Annotated in this window: 18 protein-coding genes and 2 tRNA genes; 5 read left to right on the plus strand and 15 right to left on the minus strand. The window is 56.0% G+C overall.

The features are described 5' to 3' along the window. Positions 1-66 precede the first annotated feature (66 nt). Positions 67-1791 (plus strand): Stk1 family PASTA domain-containing Ser/Thr kinase, encoded by a 1725-nt coding sequence (gene pknB, locus AACZ26_RS01220; RefSeq protein WP_339618494.1) that lies wholly within the window; start codon positions 67-69, stop codon positions 1789-1791. Between the two features lie 87 nt (positions 1792-1878). On the opposite strand, the gene AACZ26_RS01225 is transcribed toward pknB, so the two are convergent. From AACZ26_RS01225 to AACZ26_RS01235, 3 genes are read right to left on the minus strand one after another with little or no spacing between them, the layout of a single operon-like run. Continuing rightward, a complete protein-coding gene (locus AACZ26_RS01225; RefSeq protein ID WP_339618495.1) occupies positions 1879-2514 on the minus strand; it encodes a gamma-glutamyl-gamma-aminobutyrate hydrolase family protein in 636 nt (211 codons plus the stop codon). Beyond that, a complete protein-coding gene (locus AACZ26_RS01230; protein WP_339618497.1) occupies positions 2511-2669 on the minus strand; it encodes a hypothetical protein in 159 nt (52 codons plus the stop codon). Before AACZ26_RS01230 ends, AACZ26_RS01225 begins: the two co-directional genes overlap by 4 nt. Next, on the minus strand, positions 2669-3442 hold the full coding sequence (locus tag AACZ26_RS01235) for a class E sortase (protein ID WP_339618498.1): 774 nt from the start codon (positions 3440-3442) through the stop codon (positions 2669-2671). Before AACZ26_RS01235 ends, AACZ26_RS01230 begins: the two co-directional genes overlap by 1 nt. Positions 3443-3523: 81 nt before the next feature. Here AACZ26_RS01235 and AACZ26_RS01240 point away from each other — a divergent pair, with 81 nt between their 5' ends. After that, on the plus strand, positions 3524-3754 hold the full coding sequence (locus AACZ26_RS01240) for a cell division protein CrgA (RefSeq protein ID WP_100387768.1): 231 nt from the start codon (positions 3524-3526) through the stop codon (positions 3752-3754). Positions 3755-3813: 59 nt separating this feature from the next. Here the strand turns inward: AACZ26_RS01240 and AACZ26_RS01245 are convergent, their stop codons facing one another. Both AACZ26_RS01245 and AACZ26_RS01250 read right to left on the minus strand, forming a co-directional pair. Then, positions 3814-4461: a rhomboid family intramembrane serine protease gene (locus AACZ26_RS01245; protein WP_339618501.1), complete on the minus strand. Its 648-nt coding sequence runs from the start codon at positions 4459-4461 to the stop codon at positions 3814-3816. 191 nt (positions 4462-4652) lie between these two features. Beyond that, a complete protein-coding gene (locus AACZ26_RS01250) occupies positions 4653-5192 on the minus strand; it encodes a peptidylprolyl isomerase (protein ID WP_339618503.1) in 540 nt (179 codons plus the stop codon). A 133-nt stretch (positions 5193-5325) separates the two neighbouring features. On the opposite strand from AACZ26_RS01250, the gene AACZ26_RS01255 reads away from it, so the two are divergent. Next, positions 5326-5871, plus strand: coding sequence for a hypothetical protein (locus AACZ26_RS01255; protein ID WP_339618505.1), 546 nt, complete (start codon positions 5326-5328; stop codon positions 5869-5871). Between the two features lie 113 nt (positions 5872-5984). Next, entirely contained in the window at positions 5985-6383 is a 399-nt protein-coding gene (locus AACZ26_RS01260; RefSeq protein WP_339618507.1) for an ice-binding family protein, read from the plus strand. A 181-nt stretch (positions 6384-6564) separates the two neighbouring features. Here the strand turns inward: AACZ26_RS01260 and AACZ26_RS01265 are convergent, their stop codons facing one another. Further along, positions 6565-6888, minus strand: coding sequence for a hypothetical protein (locus tag AACZ26_RS01265; protein ID WP_339618509.1), 324 nt, complete (start codon positions 6886-6888; stop codon positions 6565-6567). Between the two features lie 26 nt (positions 6889-6914). Between AACZ26_RS01265 and AACZ26_RS01270 the strand changes: the two genes are divergently transcribed. After that, the gene (locus tag AACZ26_RS01270; protein ID WP_339618510.1) at positions 6915-7217 is read left to right on the plus strand and encodes an Ig domain-containing protein; all 303 of its coding nucleotides are present in this window, start codon (positions 6915-6917) and stop codon (positions 7215-7217) included. A 75-nt stretch (positions 7218-7292) separates the two neighbouring features. Here the strand turns inward: AACZ26_RS01270 and AACZ26_RS01275 are convergent. From AACZ26_RS01275 to dnaN, 9 genes are all read right to left on the minus strand, one after another. Next, positions 7293-7365 (minus strand) — tRNA-Ala (locus AACZ26_RS01275). A 29-nt stretch (positions 7366-7394) separates the two neighbouring features. Then, positions 7395-7468 (minus strand) — tRNA-Ile (locus tag AACZ26_RS01280). Between the two features lie 48 nt (positions 7469-7516). Continuing rightward, positions 7517-7924: a DUF3566 domain-containing protein gene (locus AACZ26_RS01285; RefSeq protein ID WP_339618511.1), complete on the minus strand. Its 408-nt coding sequence runs from the start codon at positions 7922-7924 to the stop codon at positions 7517-7519. After that, on the minus strand, positions 7917-10493 hold the full coding sequence (gene gyrA / locus AACZ26_RS01290; protein WP_339618512.1) for a DNA gyrase subunit A: 2577 nt from the start codon (positions 10491-10493) through the stop codon (positions 7917-7919). Before gyrA ends, AACZ26_RS01285 begins: the two co-directional genes overlap by 8 nt. 59 nt (positions 10494-10552) lie before the next feature. Next, positions 10553-12547: a DNA topoisomerase (ATP-hydrolyzing) subunit B gene (gyrB, locus tag AACZ26_RS01295; RefSeq protein WP_339618513.1), complete on the minus strand. Its 1995-nt coding sequence runs from the start codon at positions 12545-12547 to the stop codon at positions 10553-10555. Positions 12548-12713: 166 nt separating this feature from the next. Beyond that, a complete protein-coding gene (locus AACZ26_RS01300) occupies positions 12714-13214 on the minus strand; it encodes a DciA family protein (protein ID WP_339618514.1) in 501 nt (166 codons plus the stop codon). Then, positions 13207-14370, minus strand: coding sequence for a DNA replication/repair protein RecF (gene recF / locus AACZ26_RS01305; protein WP_339618515.1), 1164 nt, complete (start codon positions 14368-14370; stop codon positions 13207-13209). Before recF ends, AACZ26_RS01300 begins: the two co-directional genes overlap by 8 nt. A gap of 11 nt (positions 14371-14381) precedes the next feature. Next, positions 14382-15266 carry a phosphogluconate dehydrogenase (NAD(+)-dependent, decarboxylating) gene (gnd, locus tag AACZ26_RS01310; RefSeq protein WP_339620610.1) on the minus strand — a complete coding sequence of 295 codons (885 nt, stop codon included), beginning with the start codon at positions 15264-15266 and terminating at the stop codon, positions 14382-14384. 15 nt (positions 15267-15281) lie between these two features. Then, positions 15282-16427: a DNA polymerase III subunit beta gene (gene dnaN, locus AACZ26_RS01315; RefSeq protein WP_339618516.1), complete on the minus strand. Its 1146-nt coding sequence runs from the start codon at positions 16425-16427 to the stop codon at positions 15282-15284. Positions 16428-16732: the final 305 nt, after the last annotated feature.

The following is a 16732-nucleotide window of genomic DNA, read 5'->3' on the forward strand; positions in this document are numbered from 1 at the left end:
AAGTTCGACTTAGCCAGCGGATAGACTGAGGCGGTACTTTCCGTAATAACAATCAGGAGTGAAACAGTGAGCGAAGGCGTTGCACAGGGCGTACGCCAGCTCGCTGGACGGTACCAAATTGGCGAGCTTCTCGGTCATGGCGGAATGGCCGATGTTCACTTGGGAATGGATTCACGGCTCGGTCGCCGCGTCGCTATCAAGTTGCTCAAGCCGACACTTGCCAATGATCCTGCCTTCCGTACTCGGTTCCGTCGAGAAGCTCATGATGCCGCCAAGATGGCGCACCCCACAATCGTGCGTATCTTTGATGCCGGTGAAGAGTCGGTAATCGACCCTTCTGGTCACGAGACGCTCATTCCGTTCATCATCATGGAGTACGTCGACGGCCGGCTTTTGAAAGATATGGTTGCCGACGGGCCGATTGCTCCTGAAGAAGCAACACGCATCGTTTCGCAAGTACTCACTGCGCTGGAATACTCACACCGTGCCGGCGTAGTTCACCGCGACATCAAGCCAGGCAACATCATGGTCACCGCGAGTGGTCAAGTAAAAGTCATGGACTTTGGCATCGCCCGTGCCGTCTCCGACTCTGCTGCCACGATCGCGGAGTCCAGCGCTATCGTGGGTACCGCTCAGTACTTCTCCCCCGAACAAGCTCGTGGTGAAGGGGTGGATGCACGTTCCGACCTCTACTCCACAGGCGTCGTTCTGTTTGAGCTTCTTACCGGTCAGCCTCCGTTCAGCGGAGAGAACCCGGTCGCTGTTGCCTACAAGCACGTCAACTCTGAGCCGGTCCCGCCAAGCACGACGATAGCCGCGGTTTCTCCCGCGCTCGACGCTGTTGTGTTGCGCTCACTCGCAAAAGACCGTTTCGATCGCTATCAGAGCGCGGCAGAGTTCCGCACCGACGTCGAGGCGGCAGCTGCGGGTTCTGTTCCGGATCGCAAGCAACTCGCCCCCAACGACTTCAACTCCACTCTCTTCGGGGTCAACCCCAACGCGACTGCGGGCAGTGATGCAACTTTCCGCCAGCTCGCTGTCGATGAAAACGACCGTACCCCGCGCACCCAGAATCGTCCGCCTGTAGCGTGGATCTGGGGTGGTATCGCGGTCATGGCGGTCATTATCGTTTCGGTGGTGGTCTGGGCGTTCAGCCTCAGCCCCGCGCAATTGACCGGCACATCAGCGGTCGATATTCCTGATGTTGCCTCGATGACCTACGACGAGGGTGCAGCACTGCTCACCGAGCTAGAGCTGGTTCCGAAGCGCGTCGACCAGGCGAGTGAAACCGTCGAAGAGGGTGTCATCATCCGCACTGATCCTGGCCCAGGCCAGACGGTCGCTCTCGGCTTCGAAGTCCAAGTGATTGTTTCCTTGGGCCGCTCTCCCGTCACGGTGCCCAATGTCGCAAACATGCAGGAAGACGCTGCGATCGCATTGCTCGAGTCGGCAGGACTCGTTTACGGGTCTACTTCGCAGACCTACTCCCCCAATCTCAAGAAGGGGACGGTCGTCAGTTCTGATCCGCGCGGTGATGCCGAGCGCACCGCCGACGGCGAGATTATCCGCGAGGGTGAGACGGTCAACCTTGTTGTCTCGAATGGTCTCGTGCAGGTTCCGGATGTCACGGGCAAGGATATTGGCGAGGCCAACAGCACGCTGACGGGCCTGCAGTTAAGCGTCAGGCTGAACGCAGACTTCGGATGCTCGGGCAACGTCGTCAGCTACCAGTCGATTGTGGGCGACCAAGCACAGAAGTCCGAAGTCACACTTCAGTACTGCGCCGGGTAGTTACCTCAACGTACATCACGGATTATTCAGCTACCGCCACGAGGCGCCCGCCATAGCTCCACACGGGCACAAAGAAGAGCAGTAGCGCTAGTTGTGAACGAGCGGCGTAAGTGTCTTCGCCAGAGCAGGAGCCTCGGGCATCCCCACTCGCGACAACCAGTTGCCAAGCATGAGATATCCGCCCTCAGTTAAGACTGACTCCGGATGGAATTGCACGCCGTACACCGGCATAGTGGCGTGTTGGATTCCCATGATCACTCCGCCTAGCGTGCGCGCTGTCACGACAAGTTCTTCCGGAACTGTGCCATCCACAATCGCAAGCGAGTGATATCGAGTAGCGGTGAAGGGCTGAGGCATGTCACGGAAAATGAGACTGTCATCATGTTCGATCTTCGACGTCTTGCCGTGCATCAGCTCGTCGGCATGTGTCACTGTGGCTCCGAGCGCCTCAGCAATGGCCTGGTGCCCAAGACACACTCCAAAAAGCGGTTTACCCGTGGCGATTGCTGCGTGCACAATCGGGATGCTCACTCCTGCGTCGGCCGGCGTGCCGGGACCGGGCGAGAGCAGCACGGCGTCGTACTCCGCAATTGTTGCGGCCGCGTCATCCGCGCTGAAAGCATCGTTGCGAACAACCTCCGTTGTCGCCCCGAGCTCAAGAAGATAGCCATTAAGGGTGTAAACAAAGCTGTCGTAGTTGTCGATGACGAGTATGCGGGTCACTGTTGCACCGTCGCATCCAACGGAGTGACCATCGGGAGAACCCAGGGAAAGACCCACGTAAAGAGGGCGGCAACAGCTGCCGCAGCGAGAATGAGCAAGAGAAGAACTCTCACGAGCGCTGGGCCCGGGAGTACACGCCAGAGTGCTGCATACATCAGCCAGCTCCTTCGAGGTTGTTCACGATAGCGGCGATTTCAGAGGGAGCGCCCTCCGACCGGGGGTACCAGGTGTCATACACGGCATACGCGATTATTCGCTCGTCGGCGGTGTAGATCGGGTTGCAACTGGTGAGAGTCATGATGCGGTCACTGGCAACAGCTCCGTCAAACTGTGGAACCGGATTGAGAACTCCAACGCCGGATGCCGGGACATACTCCAGCGACCGGAAGACGTAGCGATACCACCCGGCTTCAGTCTCGACATAAACACTGTCACCCAGCTGGAGCTTGTTGATGTCATAGAACGGATTACCCCACCCGGTACGGTGCGCGGCTACAGCGAAGTTGCCCACCTCGCCCGGCATTTGGGTGCCCGTGTAGTGGCCAACTCCGCGGGTGTTGAGCACGCGCTCGAGGCTTACGCTTTCGGCGATGGGGCGGGTGTAGTCGGCGCCGAATCGAGGCACGATGAGCGTTCCAAAAACTTGGGCCTCGCCCGGCGCTTCATCGACGATGGGAACACCGGGGTCGGCGCGTTCGTCGGGAGCAAGCTTTACGGCTTCGCCTTTGTTCCACTGTTGGCTCTGCTCTAGCGCTTCATCACGCTGGGTATTGCTCACAAAGATGTTGTTCACCCAGGTCTGCCAGACAAGAAAGAGAAGCACAACGACGCCGGCGGTAATGAAGATCTCGCCGAGGACTCCAATAAAAGAAGCTCGGCGGCGGGGTTTCGCCCTGCGCCTCGATCGGCGGCCGTCTTCGAGAACCATAGGCGCAATTCTATCCGCAGTCTCTTGCTCGTTTCCGCTCAGCCGTTCTTCACTCAGGGCGTTCGCGCTAGAATCTCTCCCATGGCCCGTAATTCTGCAGAAAAGTCACCGTCACGTCCCGCTGAAGACGCACCCAACGCGGTCTGGTTCAAGCCCGTCATGTTCGGCTTCATGCTGATTGGGCTCGCTTGGATCATCGTGTTCTACGTCAGCAACCAGCAGTTGCCTGTTGCGTCACTCGGCAGCTGGAACATTCTTGTTGGTTTCGGCATCCTCTTCATTGGATTCCTCATGACAACTCGGTGGCGTTAGAAATTACACGCGTGTAGTTATACCCAGTGTTAATAAACCTGTGGATAACTTTTAGTCACTTATAGAACGAAGATTCTCACAAGTGTCAGGGCGATCAGTGCCGCGGCGACGAGAGCCACGAGCGCAATCTCCGAATTCGCGGATCTCTTGTTGCGCTGTCGTAAGAAGACGAGCGCGAGCACCGCTCCCGTAATGAGTCCGCCAACGTGAGCTTCCCAAGAAATGTTGAGCCCTGGGATAAAGCCGGCGACAAGGTTGATCACAAGAACAATGAGCAGCACCCGATTGTTCACGCCCATGCGGCGCTGAATAACAAAGAATGCGGCAACAATTCCGAAAATGGCCCCGGATGCTCCGAGCACAACGGATCCAGGCGCAATAAGCAACACGGCAACTGACCCGCCAAGGGCGCTGATCAAATAGAGCGCGATGAAGCGAGCTCGTCCCAAGGGAATCTCAAGCGCGCGCCCGAAAATGAAGAGCGTAAACATGTTGAAGCCGATGTGGAAAATTCCACTCGTCGAGTGCAGGAATGCCGAGGTAATCATGCGCCACGGCTCAACCGCTGTCAGGGGCGGGTAGTAGACGAGCGCTTGAGTGACGCCTGATCCCGGGATCAGTTGCAGCAGGAACACCGCAATTGTCAACGCCATCAGCGTGTAGGTGACGACGGGCTTGCCTCGCGAGGAGCGAGCGGCGCGAACCAAGACTGGTTTGCGCTTCGGCCCGTTAGCGCGGGCCTCTTTTATACATTCGGGGCAATGTACGCCCACAGCTGCCTGCGTTTGGCAGCTGGGGCATACGGTGCGCCCACATCGCTGGCAGAGAGTGAAACTTTGCCGGTCTGGATGCCGATAGCAGTAGTTACCGCTGGCATCCGGCGATGTGGTCACGAAGGTTAGACCTCGTCGATCGTGACGCTCTCGATGACAACGTCAGTGAGCGGCTTGTCGCTACCGTCGGTGTCAACTGCTTCGATCGCGTCGACAACCTTCTTCGACTCGTCGTCAGCTACAGCACCGAAAATGGTGTGCTTGCCCTGAAGCCACGGAGTGGCGACGGTGGTGATGAAGAACTGCGAACCGTTGGTTCCCTTGCCGCCACGCGTGCCGGCGTTTGCCATCGCGAGAATGTACGGGGCCGAGAAGTTGAGCTCGGGGTGAATTTCGTCGTCGAAGTTGTAGCCAGGACCGCCGATACCCTTACCTAGAGGGTCGCCACCTTGAAGCATGAACTGCTTGATGATGCGGTGGAAAATGACACCATCGTAGAGAGGCGCGGTGGTCTTTTGACCAGTAGCCGGGTGGGTCCATTCGATATCGCCCTTAGCGAGACCAACGAAGTTTGCAACGGTCTTCGGGGCGTGGTTGCCGAAGAGGTTGAGGCGGATTTCTCCGAGGTTCGTCTTGATCGTGGCAACTGCGGTGTGTTGAGACATAAGGTCAATTCTTACATAGCCAACCTGAGCCTCGGAGACCAGTTATTCAGGGTGCTCACAGGCAAAGCAGTGCGGACTCGGAACGCGCCGTGGCAGTATGGAGTCACCGTTCGACCATCTTTGGAGGTTTCCCGTGGCACTAACTCGCAAACGCCGGAAAGAACTCAAGCGCTTGAAAGGTCAAGCTGAAGACCTGTGGAATGACCAAAAGGAGCTGCTCGACCATGCTTCCGCGGTTGTACGAGAGGCGAGCCAACAGGCCGCCAACTACGCTCGTGAAGAAGTCAGCCCCAAGATTCACAGCACGATCGACACTCGAGTGAAGCCCGTTGTGTCCTCATCCGTCGCTGGCGCCCGCTCAGCGGCCGAAAGCACGCGCAACAAGGTCAAGGGCGACATCCTGCCCGCCGTAACCTCAGCGCTTGGCACAGCCCTCGCGGCAATCGAGGTAGCGAAGAACCAGCAGGTTCGGGATGCTTTTGCTCGCGTATCTGACCTCGCGACCACAGCGGGCGAAAAGACGGGGCTCGTTAAACCACAGCCGAAGTCAGCTGGGTTCGGTCGCTACATCCTCATCGGCGTTGGCGTAGTTGCGGCCGTAGGAGTCGCATACGCCGCGTGGCAGACGTTGCGCGCAGATGACGACCTCTGGATCGACGACGAAGCAGAGACTGCATAGCTTCTTTCTGCTGCTCACCAAATGCGGTGTAGCCACAACCTCTGTACGGCTCTGGCCCGGTTCCGATTGGAACCGGGCCAGAGCCGTTTTGTAATAGTTTTCATAGTGTGATAATGCACGCTATATCGCGTGGTAGTGTTGCCAAACGGGAGCCGTTCTTCGTGGGAACATCTCGTTTCTCCACGTACCCGTCCTATTGGGCTGGCGTTCCCATGAAATCTAATACTCGTCCGCGCAGAAATTCCGTCGCCAGATCAGCCGCTGTGGTTGCCATTACCGGCCTTCTTCTTCTCACTGCAAGCCCTAGCTGGGCAGCAACTTCAATCGATGGTCCGATCAATCTGGGTACCGCGTCTCAATTCGGGGTTCTCGGTGCCAGCGCGATCACGAACACCGGACCGACGACGGTGGCCGGCGATATTGGTGTCAGCCCAGACTCTGCGATCACCGGGTTCACTGGGCCGCCGGATGGCAGTTTCACCGGGACACAGACCACTTCGCCGATTCCGTAGCGTCTCAAGCACAAGTAGACCTCACCACGGCCTACAACACCGCGGCGAGCCTGACGCCCACCACGTCGGGACTCAGTGATCTCACTGGACTCTCGCTCACCCCCGGCGTGTATTCGGGTGGCGAGCTTTCATTGTCAGGGAACCTCACCTTGAGCGGCAGTGCTTCCTCGGTGTGGGTGTTTCAAGCCGCAAGTACTCTCATCACAGGTTCCGCAAGCAACATCACCGTGACCGGTGGAGCCAGCTCGTGCAACGTTTTCTGGCAAGTGGGTAGCTCGGCGACGCTCGGAGACAACTCTTTGATGGTCGGCACAGTGCTGGCGAAACAATCCATTAGTGCTTTGACAAGTGCAACTGTCGAAGGAAGACTTCTCGCCAGCACAGGGGCAGTCACCCTGGACTCCAACCCGATAACCGTTCCCTCGGGATGTTCGACAACGTTTGGAACGGTCACCACTAGCCCGACAATAACCTCGACGGCACCACCTGCATCCACAGTAGACACGCCCTACTCATTCACAATCACCGCCAGTGGAACGCCAACAGCGACATTCTGGTTCACTCCCCTCCGGCCTGACATTGAATTCAGCATCCGGGCTTGTTTCAGGAACGCCAACTACCGTCCGCTCGTTTTCATTCACAATCACTGCGAGCAATGGGGCATCCCCGTCGAGCTCAGCTAGCTACGTGCTAGTCGTTTCTTCGCTCGAGGATCTCCTGCCCGCCACCGGCAATGAACCCGCCTTCGCGGCCGTGATTGGGGCGGCGCTTCTCATCCTGACCGGCGGCACACTCATGCTGCTCAAACGCCACAAGCGGTCGCACAGCAATTGATCGCGGCGCAGCCACAAAGTCGTTAACGCGAAAACCCCGGCCAGTAATCTGGCCGGGGTTTTCGTTGTCGTGCTGTGGAGCCTAGGGGAATCGAACCCCTGACCTCCTGCTTGCAAAGCAGGCGCTCTACCAATTGAGCTAAGGCCCCAATTAAGGAATCTCTTGTGAAGATTCCAGTGGGGGTACGTGGACTTGAACCACGGACCTCTTCGTTATCAGCGAAGCGCTCTAACCGCCTGAGCTATACCCCCGTTGGGCAGATACGAGAGTACCGCATTCTGACCGTTTGGCGTAATCGACTAGTTATTGGTGAAACCCACGAGGATTCCGCCGGTCAGTCGGACGCTGAAGTTATAAAGCATACTCGCAATTGCACCGAGCGCAGTACCAACTAGAACATTGAGAACTGCGACCACGAGCGAGAATCCAGCCACCTGTCCCAGAGAGAAGCTCGTGGCAACACTGAACGTCTCATCGCTGAGAACGTCACGGAAAATCTCGTCGAGCTTTCCGAAGATTCCCGTGGAATTCAGAACGATCCAGATCAAGAGAGAGGCGACGACAAGAACGATTCCCAGCGACACTGCCACAAGGAATGAGAACTTTACAGCCGACCAGAAGTCGATGTACACCAGCTTGAGGCGAACCTGTTTAACCGATGTTTGGCGCTGCGACTTGCGCTGCAGCTTCTCCGCGACACTACTCATCTACCGACTCGTCCTTCCCAGCAGGGGCATCTTCACTCGGAACACTATCGTTCCCAGCTTCAAGTTCTTTGTTCTCTAGATTTCGTTCGCTGTTTCGCGCGATTGCAATGATCTTGTCTTCCGCTGCAAACCGGGCGAAAACGACGCCCATAGTGTCACGACCCTTGGCCGGAACCTCAGCGACAGAAGAGCGTACCACCTTGCCACTGGCAAGAACCACAAGAACTTCGTCTTCGTCCCCGACCATCAGGGCACCCGCCAAGTCACCGCGAGTTCCGTCGAGTTTGGCAACCTTGATACCCAAGCCGCCACGGCCCTGAACGCGGTACTGATCGGCAGCAGTACGCTTCGCGAACCCGCCCTCGGTTACCACGAACACAAAACCGCTTTCCGGAACCACGCTCGCACTGAGAAGCTGGTCCTCCTCACGGAAGCTCATTCCCATTACACCGGAGGTGGAACGCCCCATCGGTCGGAGTGCTTCGTCGGATGCCGTGAACCGAATCGACATTCCCTTGCGCGAAACCAGCAAGACATCATCCGTGTTTTCGACGAGCATTGCCGAAACGAGTTCGTCACCCTCGCGGAGGTTCACCGCGATAATTCCGCCACTGCGGTTGGTGTCGTAGTCCGCTAGCGCAGTCTTCTTCACGAGACCATTGAGGGTCGCGAGCACCAGGTAGGTCGACTGCTCATAATCACGGATGTCGAGAATCTGCGCGATCTCTTCGCCTGGCTGAAGCGCCAAGAAGTTGGCAACGTGCTGGCCCTTGGCGTCACGGCCACCCTCTTGCAATTCGTAGGCCTTCGCGCGATAAACACGACCAGTATTCGTGAAGAACAACAACCAGTGGTGGGTCGTAGTCACGAAGAGATGATCAACCACATCATCAGCGCGGAGTTGAGCGCCCTTGACTCCCTTGCCGCCGCGGTGTTGGCTGCGGTAGTTGTCACTGCGCGTGCGCTTCACGTAGCCGCCGCGAGTGACGGTGACCACCATCTCCTCTTCGGGGATGAGGTCTTCCATGCTCATATCGCCGTCGAAACCCATCATGATTTCGGTGCGGCGATCGTCACCATATTTGGCGAGAAGCTCGGTCAGTTCTTCGCTGACAATGTTGCTCTGGCGTTCCTTGCTAGCAATGATCGCCTTGAAATCAACAATCTGAGTCTCGATCTCGTCGTGCTCATCGATGATCTTCTGGCGTTCTAGTGCCGCGAGGCGACGAAGCTGCATGTCAAGAATCGCGCGAGCTTGAATCTCGTCAATGTCGAGTAGTTCAATAAGCCCGGTGCGGGCATCTTCGACGGTCGGTGAACGACGGATGAGCGCAATAACCTCATCCAGAGCATCCAGAGCCTTCAGATAACCACGCAAAATGTGGGCGCGCTCTTCGGCCTTGCGCAGACGGAACTCGGTACGGCGAACAATAACTTCGATCTGGTGGGTAGCCCACTCAGTGATGAAGCCGTCAATCGAGAGCGTGCGCGGGATGCCGTCAACGATCGCGAGCATGTTCGCGCCGAAGTTTTCCTGCAGCTGCGTGTGCTTGTAGAGGTTGTTGAGAACAACCTTGGCTACGGCATCGCGCTTGAGCACGATGACGAGGCGCTGGCCGGTACGGCCCGACGTCTCATCACGGATGTCGGCGATGCCGGCGAGCTTGCCATCCTTGACGAGATCCGCAATTTTCAGGGCCAGATTATCGGGGTTGACCTGATATGGCAGTTCAGTGACGACGAGGCAGGTGCGACCCTGAAGCTCTTCGACATTAACCACTGCGCGCATCGTGATCGATCCGCGCCCAGTGCGGTACGCATCCTGTATCCCCTTGACACCCAAGATCTGGGCGCCGGTCGGGAAGTCTGGTCCCTTGATGCGCTGAATGAGTGCTTCGACGAGTTCTTCGTGGCTAGCATCGGGGTTTGCTAGGTGCCAGAGTGCACCCTCCCCCACCTCGCGCAGGTTGTGCGGCGGGATGTTCGTAGCCATACCGACCGCGATACCCACCGAACCATTGACGAGCAGGTTGGGAAAACGGCTCGGCAGAACTGTGGGTTCCTGGGTGCGACCGTCGTAGTTGTCTTGAAAGTCGACGGTGTCTTCTTCAATGTCCCGAACCATCTCCATGGCCAGCGGGGCCATCTTGGTTTCGGTATAACGGTGAGCTGCAGCGCCGTCGTTTCCGGGAGACCCGAAGTTTCCCTGGCCTAGGGCCAACGGGTAACGCAGGCTCCACGGCTGAACGAGACGAACGAGTGCGTCGTACACCGAGGAGTCACCGTGCGGATGGAACTGTCCCATGACGTCACCGATGACACGGGTGCACTTGGAGAAACCCTTGTCTGGGCGGTATCCACCGTCGTACATCGCATAAATAACGCGACGGTGCACTGGCTTCAAACCATCGCGCACCTCAGGAAGCGCACGGCCCACGATGACGCTCATCGCATAGTCGAGGTAGGAGCGTTGCATCTCCAGTTGAAGGTCGACCTGGTTGATCTTGTCGTGCCGGTCGTCTACGGGTGCGTCTTCGAAGGTCTTCTTCGGAGTTTCTTCGTCAGCCATTAAATTTCAGTTCCAGTCTGTATCTGTCGCGAGTGCGGGCGCCGTGAGCTCGGTTGGAGCTAGATGTCTAAGAAGCGGACGTCTTTGGCATTGCGCTGGATGAAGTTTCGGCGAGACTCGACGTCTTCGCCCATGAGAGTCGAGAAGATTTCGTCCGCCGCGGCAGCGTCATCCAATGTGACTTGAAGAAGCGTGCGAGTTGCAGGATCCATCGTGGTTTCCCAGAGTTCCTTGTAGTCCATCTCACCGAGACCCTTGTAACGCTGGATGCCGTTGTCCTTGGGCATGCGCTTGCCTTCTGAGAGTCCCAGTTCTGTTAACGCATCGCGCTCAGCGTCGCTATACACGTACTGATGCTGCGCGTTGCTCCATTTGAGACGGTAGAGCGGTGGCTGCGCGAGGTAGACATAACCCAAATCAATGAGCGGACGCATATAGCGGAAGAGCAGGGTGAGCAGCAATGTCGTGATGTGCTGGCCATCAACATCGGCATCAGCCATCAAAACGATCTTGTGGTACCGAGCCTTTTCGGGATCGAAGTCCTCACCTACACCGGCACCGAACGCCGTGATCATCGCCTGGACTTCAGCATTTCCGAGAGCTCGATCGAGGCGCGCCTTTTCTACGTTAAGGATTTTGCCTCGGAGCGGAAGGATCGCCTGGAACTCGGGGTTACGGCCCTGAACTGCGGAGCCGCCTGCCGAGTCACCCTCAACCATGAAGATTTCGGAAAGCGAGGGATCTTTGCTCGAGCAGTCGCGCAACTTTCCGGGCATTCCGCTCGATTCGAGAAGTCCCTTGCGGCGAGTTTGTTCGCGCGCCTTGCGAGCTGCAAGTCGAGCCTGCGAGGCCTGAATTGCTTTGCGAATAACATCGCGCGCTTGCGTGGGGTTGCGGTCGAACCAGTCACCGAGCTGTTGTCCCGCAATGCGCTGAACAAACGCCTTGGCTTCGGTATTACCGAGCTTGGTTTTGGTTTGGCCTTCGAACTGAGGTTCGCCAAGCTTGATCGAAATGACCGCGGTCAGTCCTTCACGAACGTCGTCACCAGAAAGGTTCTCGTCCTTTTCCTTGATGATGTTTTTCTCGCGCGCGTAACGATTAACCAGAGTGGTGAGTGCCGCACGGAAACCCTCTTCGTGGGTTCCACCCTCGTGAGTGTTGATGGTGTTGGCGTAGGTGTGAACACTCTCGGAGTATCCACCCGTCCACTGCATCGCAACTTCAAGCGAAATCTTCTTTTCGGTGTCTTCCGACTCGAACGCAATAACATCCGGATGAATGAGTTCGTTCTTCTTTGTCTTATTCAAGTACTCGACGTAGTCAACAAGGCCACGCTCATACATGTAGCTCTCGGAAATTTCTTCTTCACCGCGCTCATCGGTGATTGTGATGCGCAGCCCCTTGTTAAGGAACGCCATCTGCTGGAAGCGCGCGCGCAGCGTTTCAAAATCGAACTCAACTGTTTCGAACGTCTCTTTGCTCGGCCAGAAAGTCTGCTGGGTTCCGGTTTCTTCAGTGCTTTCGCCTTGAACAAGGGGTGCAGTGGGAACACCGTTCTCGAATCCGATGCTCCATACGTGGCCTTGGCGACGAACTTCGGTTTCAACTTTCTCTGACAGCGCGTTAACAACGGAGATACCCACACCGTGGAGTCCACCCGATACGGCGTAGCCGCCGCCGCCGAATTTTCCACCGGCGTGCAGAATCGTCATGACCACTTCGACAGTTGACTTTTGTTCTTGCTGGTTCAGGTCTACCGGAATACCACGGCCGTTATCGCGAACGCGAACGGAACCATCTTTGCGAATCCACACATTGATGTTGTCGCAGTAGCCAGCGAGAGCTTCGTCAACAGAGTTGTCGACAACTTCATAAACCAAATGGTGCAAACCGCGTGGCCCGGTGGAGCCGATGTACATACCGGGACGCTTGCGTACCGCTTCGAGACCCTCAAGGATCTGAATTTGATCGGCACCGTAGCTGTCTGCGGCAACGTGACCGTTGGCAATAATCTGGCTCTCGGGCACGTCGTTCGAGGGTGTCGATGTCATCTGAAGTTAGGCTCCTGCCGCTAGTTCACACTCGCCATTCAGAGCAGATAACTCCATAGGGAGGTGCGTCCGACGGCTAATGAGATTCTAACAAATTCCGAGCGCCCGCGGCGGTCAAATAGCGTTCTGCGGGAGTTTCTTTAGCGGCGTGACCTATTTTGTCTCCCTAGCCGTAAGTATCGCGCGGGCCCCTACCTGGAATTGATCTGGGGCCTCTTTTCCACGAAGGGGCGTTGGGGCCTTCAAAGCGAACCGATTCCACGCCTGCTTCTGGATGTTGCTGAGCAATCGTCGTAGTGATCTGTCCGCGCATCAGTCGCAACTGTGTCGCCCACGCCGTCGAATCACATCGGATGGTCAACACGCCCTCCTCGATTCCTACCGGCTCTGAATGCTCCGCTGTTTCGGCACCAACGATGGTCGTCCACGCAAGAATGAGTTCCGATCGCGCAAGCGGCGATTTCCATCCCATGTTTGACGTTAAGCTATCCATCACATCGCCAAGCCCATGGGGGTCGCGCCCGGGAGCGAAGGGAACGCTGGTTCCTGGTTCCTTCGTATTTCTCTTGCGCGCCATATACGAACGTTTTGTTGCGTCACCAAAAACATCGCGAAAACGTAGATATACCGCGACATGCTCATCGACGTTCGGATCACGTTCATTCACTTGAAATCACCTTGCCGGCTTGAATTCGCACAACGTTAGCCGCGAGCTCGGCCGGCACATCACCATAGACCGCAGCCGTAATGAGAACTTGCTCAAAACCAGAAATAGAACTTGCTAGCCGTTCTCGCCGTGATTGATCCAATTCTGCGAAAACGTCATCCAAGATGAGTACAGGATCGCCAGCTGCGGAGTCTCGACGAAGTAATTCTGCAGACGCTAGTTTGAGAGCAAGAGCGAACGACCAGGATTCGCCGTGACTTGCATAGCCGCGAGCTGGCAATCCGTTAAGACCAAAAATGAGGTCATCGCGGTGGGGACCGACGAGGGTGATCGCGCGGTCTCGTTCTGCTTTTCTAACTGAAGCTAGCGCTGCAGTGAACGCCGCGGTCGCGTCAGCGACTGAAATTATTTCGCCGACGTCATTTGTTGCTACGGCGTTGTCCGGATCATCCTGCCGAGAAATAACACTCAATGAGTTGGCGAGTGACGCACCGTGGTCGGCTCCCACAATCCGTTCATAAGCACGCGCAACTTCGGGACTGAGATCTGCCACGAGAGCGCTTCGTGCACTGATAATTTCTGACCCGAATGCGATCAGACGTTCATCCCACACATCAAGAGTGCTCAGCTGCGTGTCTCGGACCCCGGATGCTCTCGCCGACTTTAACAGCATGTTGCGTTGTTTCACTACACGTTCGTAGTCACTCATTACGCCGCTAAAGCGCGGTGATCGCAGCACAAGAAGGTCATCGATAAAGCGGCGTCGACCTGAAGGTTCTCCTCGAACGAGAGCAAGGTCTTCTGGCGCAAATAAGACGCTCGAAAAGTACCGCGGAAGCTCTCGAGTTCGGATGACGGAACGATTGATCTGAGCTCGGTTGGCCCCGGAACGATTAATTTGCACCTCGGCCAAGAACTTGCGCTCATTGTGTTCAAGTCTCACCCTGACAATCGCAGCATCCATCGATTGACGCACCATCGCATGATCGGTGGAAACTCGATGAGAACCGAGAGTGCTGAGAAAACCCAGCGCTTCGACCAGGTTGGTTTTACCTTGGCCATTCGATCCAACAATGAGCGTTGGCCCTGGAACAAGTTCGAGTGTGAGCTCTCTGTAATTACGAAAGTCCTTGAGCTCGACGTGAGTTACGCGCATCGCGGCAAAGCTTAGTTCTTGCGGACGCTATGCCCGCCGAACTGATTGCGGAGAGCTGCGACAGCCTTCATTGAGGGCGAATCTGCTTGACGTGATACAAAACGCGCAAATATTGCTGCACTAATAGTCGGAACCGCGACTGCTTGGTTGAGTGCCTCGTGCACTGTCCAACGGCCCTCGCCCGAATCCTCAACGTAACCAGCAATATCAGCGAACTCAGGATCTTCTTCTAGGGCTTTCACCAACAGTTCAAGAAGCCATGATCTCACTACCGTTCCACGCTGCCATGCTTTAAACGTTCCAGGAACATCCTCGATGAGATCTTTACGACTATCGAGGAGTTCGAATCCTTCAGCCCACGCCTGCATCAACGCATATTCGATGCCGTTGTGAACCATTTTGGCGTAGTGACCGGCACCGACGGGCCCCGCATGAACAAAGCCCTCATCCCGTGGTCCTTCAGGGCGAAGTGCATCAAAAATGGGCATAGCGCGTTCGATATCGTCTTTGTCGCCGCCGGCCATCAGCCCATAGCCGTTGTCGAGTCCCCAAATGCCGCCAGAAACTCCGACATCCACAAAAGAGATTTTCAATTTCGCTAGTTGGTCTCGGTGCAATTGATCATCAGTAAACCGGGTATTACCACCATCGATTACCAAGTCACCGGGTTCAAGAAGCGCAGATACATCCGTAATTACAGAATCAGTTATCGCCCCAGACGGAACCATGACCCACACAACGCGCGGCGTCGGAAGGTCATCCACTAGATCCGTTAGTTCGGCTACATCGCTCACTTCAGTATTCGGGTCATACCCCGTCACTGTGAGACCTGCAGCTCGCATGCGTTCACGCATGTTGCTGCCCATTTTGCCGAGCCCAACAATTCCGATGTGCATGGTGTCTGCCATGAGTTACCTCAACAATAGGTTGGGCTGCAGCAGGTACTTGTAGTTGTCGCTGCCTGGTTGATCCTTGGATGACTGGCTCGTGATCAAGACCGGGCCAGGCTTATTGGGGTTCTCAGTCTTCGTGAATGAAATACGCACGAATTCAGAGTGGACCGAGCTGAGGCCATCAATCAAGAACTGGGGTTTCAACGAAACGACGGTGTCGTCACCGGTCAAGAAAGCATCGATGGTTTCAGACGCTTGGGCCTGCTCGGATCCGATTGCCTCGAGAGTTACCCCCTCATCGGTGAAAGTAAATCGCAAGGCTGCTTCACGTTCGAGCACAAGTGAAACTCGTCGGACAGCTTCAATGAGCTCTCCAGTGTTCATGACGGCGAAGTTATCCACAGTCTCGGGAAAAAGTCGGCGAACCGGTGGAAAGTTTCCCTTAATCAGCAACGAGGTCACTGTTTTCTTCTCTGCCTGGAACGCAATCAGCTCACGCTCATCGGTGCTAGTGATGGCCACTGAAATCTCACCACTGTTTCCGAAAGTCTTACCGACCTCCATCAGAGTCTTTGCCGGCACGAGTGCTGTTGCCGACTCAACTCCGGATGCCCCGGCATCCCATTCGATGTCACGAACAGCCACACGGTAACGATCGGTAGCAACAAGCGAAATGTTGTTCTGTGAAACTTCGAGCTGCACACCTGTGATCACCGGGGTCACATCATCGCGAGACGCAGCGACGGCTACTTGCGAAATTGCTGCGGAGAACAGGTCAGCTTTTAGTGTGCCAACCTTGTCAGAAATTTGAGGAAGGCTTGGGTACTCTTCCACGGGCATGCTTGAGAGTGTGAAATGACCGGTACCGCACGCGACAATGATCTTGTTCTCTTCGGTGCTAAAACGCACGGGGGCGTTGGGCAGTCGGCTCGCAATGTCTGCCAAGAGCTTGCCTGAAACGAGAATGCGACCAGGCTCTTCAACCTCTGCGACGATCTGGGTTCGAGCTGAAACTTCGTAGTCGAAAGACGACAACGTCAGGCCTTCATCAGTGGCTTCGATCAAGACACCGCTCAAAATGGGCAACGTCGTTCGCTGCGGCAGCAGTTTTACCGCAAACGAAACCGCCTCGCTGAAGACGTCACGATTGACCTGAAACTTCATGAACTACCCCTAACCGGATCACGCTCTGGCAGTTAATACTGGCACAGCCAATCCACTTGCGAACTACAGGTTATTTGGGATTCAAATTTCATTCTTTAAAGGTCACACTCTTAACCACTGTGGATTGTGTGTATAACTCTGTGAATTTCTTGTAATTGCTGGAAACTACATCAGTGTGACTTGTTGACGAGACGTGGAGAACAATCGCACTCTTCGTGAAAACTCGAGTTACAGGAATTCTCAATTCCACAGAAAGTTTTTTGTGGTCAACAATCTTTCCGGCGAGTTGAAGAGGTTATCCCCAA

Source organism: uncultured Salinibacterium sp., assembly GCF_963974405.1.
Taxonomy (GTDB): domain Bacteria; phylum Actinomycetota; class Actinomycetes; order Actinomycetales; family Microbacteriaceae; genus Rhodoglobus.